General features: G+C 66.6%; 1 protein-coding gene. It reads left to right on the forward strand.

Annotated elements, in window-relative coordinates; all coding sequences use genetic code 11:
- Positions 1–3544: condensation domain-containing protein (locus tag ACLP9N_RS31080; RefSeq protein ID WP_442410981.1), on the forward strand; the 3544-nt coding region annotated here is incomplete at both ends.

Genomic DNA, 3544 nt, shown 5'->3' on the forward strand with positions numbered 1-3544 from the left:
GTACATGATCCCGGCCGCGGTGGTGTTGGTGGCGGCGCTGCCGTTGACGGTCAACGGCAAACTCGACAAGCGCGCCCTGCCGGCACCCGAATACGGCGATATCGATGCCTATCGCGCCCCGTCGACCCCGGTCGAAGAGATCCTGGCCGACATTTACGCCGAGGTGCTGGGCATGAAACGGGTCGGGGTCGAGGAGTCGTTCTTCGATCTCGGCGGCGACAGCATCCTGTCGATGCAGGTGGTGGCCCGGGCGCGGGCGGCCGGCGTGGTCTGCAAGCCGCGCGACATCTTCGTCGAGCAGACCGTGGCCGGTGTGGCCCGGGTGGCCAGGGTCACCGGCGGCGCGGCCGCCGTGATCGACGAGGGGATCGGCGAGGTATTGGCCACCCCGATCATGCGGTGGCTGCAGGGGGTAGATGGCCCGGTTGATCAGTTCAACCAGACGATCGTGCTGCAGGCGCCCGCGGACGTCACCGAGGCCGACGTCGCGGTGGCGCTGCAGGCCGTGCTGGATCGACACGCGATGCTGCGCTTACGGGTCGACGACGACGGCTCGCTGTGGGTGTCGGAGCCGGGTTCGGTGGATGCGAAAAGTTGCCTGCAGAGCATGGACGTGCTGTCCGACGGAGCGCTGACGGAGGGCCGGTCCCGGCTGAATCCGGCCGCCGGGGTGATGCTGAGCGCGCTGTGGGCCACCGACACTGCCCAGCTGGCGTTGGTGATCCATCATCTGGCCGTCGACGGGGTGTCCTGGCGGATTCTGCTGGGCGACCTCGCCACCGCCTGGGCCCAGCACAGCTGCGGGCAGCCGGTGGAGTTGCCGGCGGCGGGCACGTCGTTTCAGCGGTGGGCGTCGCTGCTGGGCGAGTATTCACACCACCCTGCGGTGCTCGACCAGGCGGACCGGTGGCGGCGGGTGCTCGCCGCGCCTGCCGTGCTGCCGGCGGTGCGTCCCGCGGTGGACACGTTCGCCACCGCTGGGCAGTTGTCGGTGTCACTGGATGTCGAGACCACCCGCTCGCTGCTTGGTGTGGTTCCCGCCGCGTTTCATGCTGGGGTGCAAGACATCCTGTTGATCGCGTTCGCATTGGCGTGCACCGAGTGTTTCGGTGACGGCGGCGCGCCGATTGGCATCGACGTCGAGGGCCACGGGCGCCACGACGACTTGGCCCCCGATGTCGACCTGTCGCGCACCGTTGGGTGGTTCACGGCCAAATACCCGGTGTCGTTAACGATCGGCGGACTGCCGTGGTCGCAGGTCGCCGCCGGTGACGCGGCGCTAGGGGCGTTGGTCAAGGACGCCAAGGAACAGCTCCGCTCCCTTCCGGACCCGTTGACCTACGGGGTGCTGCGTTATCTCAGCGCCGACGTGGATCTGTCCGGGTCGGATCCGGCGATCGGGTTCAACTACCTGGGCCGCCTCGGCGCCCAGGCCGACGCCGGTGCGGGTTGGCGGATCTTCCCGCAGGATGTCGGCCAAGGCAGCGCCGGGTTGGCGATGCCGCTGATGCACACCGTTGAGGTCAACGCCGTCACCGTCGACACCGCCGCCGGGCCGCGACTGCACGCGGACTGGATGTGGGCGCCGTCAGCGGTTGATCGCGCGCAAATGATTCGGTTGGGCCAGTTATGGTTTGAGGCCCTCGAGGGCATCTGCGCGCATGTGCAACAGGGCGGCGGTGGATTGACGCCGTCGGACATTGCGCCGGCGCGCCTGAGCCAGCAGCAGATTGACGAGCTGCAGCGGCAGCACTCGATCGCGGACATATTGCCCCTGACGCCGATACAGCAGGGCTTGCTGTTTCACGCCAGCACCGCGCAGGGCAACGACGACGTGTATGCGGTGCAGCTGGATTTCACCATCATCGGCGACCTGAACCCTGAGCGCTTGCGTGCTGCCGTGCAAGCGGTGGTCACGCGGCATCCCCATCTGGCGGCGCGGTTCTGCGAGCAGTTCGATGAGCCGGTGCAGATAATCTCGGCTGATCCGATAGCGCCGTGGCAGTATTTGGAGCTCGACACCGACGAGCAGGTCGAGCTGGTATGTGCCGCCGAACGCGCAGCGGTATGTGACCTCGCCAGCGGGTCGGCGTTCCGGGCCGCCCTGATTTGCATTGCCGCGCAGCGGTATCGGTTTGTGCTGACGAATCACCACATCGTGCTCGATGGCTGGTCGATGCCGATCCTGTTGCGCGAAATCTTCGCCGGCTATGGCAAGCAGCGACTGCCGGCGGCCGGGTCGTATCGCCGGTTCGTCACCTGGCTGGCCGATCGCGACCGTGATGCCGCGCTCGCGGCTTGGGGTGAGGTGTTGGCCGGCCTCGACACCCCCACACTGGTCGCCGCCCGGGATCGGCTGGAACTCGGGGAGCGAGGCGTCAGCTCGTTTCGGTTGCCCGAAGCCACCACTCGCGCCCTGAGCGAGCTGGCACGCTCATCCCACACGACTCTCAACATCGTGCTGCAGGGCGCGTGGGCACAACTGTTGATGTGCCTGACCGGCCAGTGCGACGTTGTCTTCGGCGTTCCGGTCTCGGGGCGGCCAACGGATGTGGTCGGCGCGGAATCGATGGTGGGTCTGTTGATCAACACGGTGCCGGTGCGGGCGACGATCACGCCGACCACGACCACCGCAGACCTGTTGAATCAGTTGCACCACAACCACTACCACACGCTCGAGCATCAGCATCTGGCGCTGCGCGATATCCACCAGATCACCGGCCTGGAGCAACTATTCGACACCCTGTTCGTCTACCAGAACTATCCGATCGACGCCGGCGCGCTGCGGGGTGATCACGGACTCGTCATCACCGAGAGCAAAAGCCGCGACTACACCCACTACCCCCTGATGATCCGCGCCCTGCCGGGGACCGAGTTGGGTTTTCGCGTCGAGTTCGACACCGAAGTGTTAGGCGCCGACGGCATCGAAACGCTGATCCAACGATTCACGCGGCTGTTGGGAACCATGACCACCGACCCGGCCCGGCCGTTGTCGTCGGTGGATGCGCTTGACGCCGAGGAGCATATTCGCCTGGCTGATTGGGGTAATCGGGCGGTTTTGACCGAGTCTGTGCCGGCGGCCGCGTCGATTCCGGTGTTGTGGGCCGCTCAGGTCGCGCGGACGCCTCAAGCGCCAGCGCTGACCTTCCAGGGTCGGTCGATGACGTATCGCGAACTCGACGAGGCGTCGAACCGGTTGGTGCACCTTTTGGCCGGCCACGGGGCAGGCCCGGGTCATATTGTGGCGCTGCTGTTTTCGCGTTCCGCTGAGGCGATCGTGGCGATCTTGGCGGTGCTGAAAACCGGGTCGGCGTATCTGCCGATCGATCCGGGGCTGCCGGCGAGTCGTATCGGCTTCATGCTGGCCGACGCCGCGCCAATCGCCGCGATCACGACCACCGCGCTGGCCGACCGGCTGGATGAGTGCGGTATGCCCGTCCTCGATATCAGTGATATCGAGGCACCCGCTGTGGAGGCCCAACCCAGCACCGCATTGCAGGTGCCGGCCCCTGACGACATCGCCTACATCATTTACACGTCGGGC

It is taken from the genome of Mycobacterium sp. (genome assembly GCF_052144515.1).
GTDB lineage: Bacteria > Actinomycetota > Actinomycetes > Mycobacteriales > Mycobacteriaceae > Mycobacterium.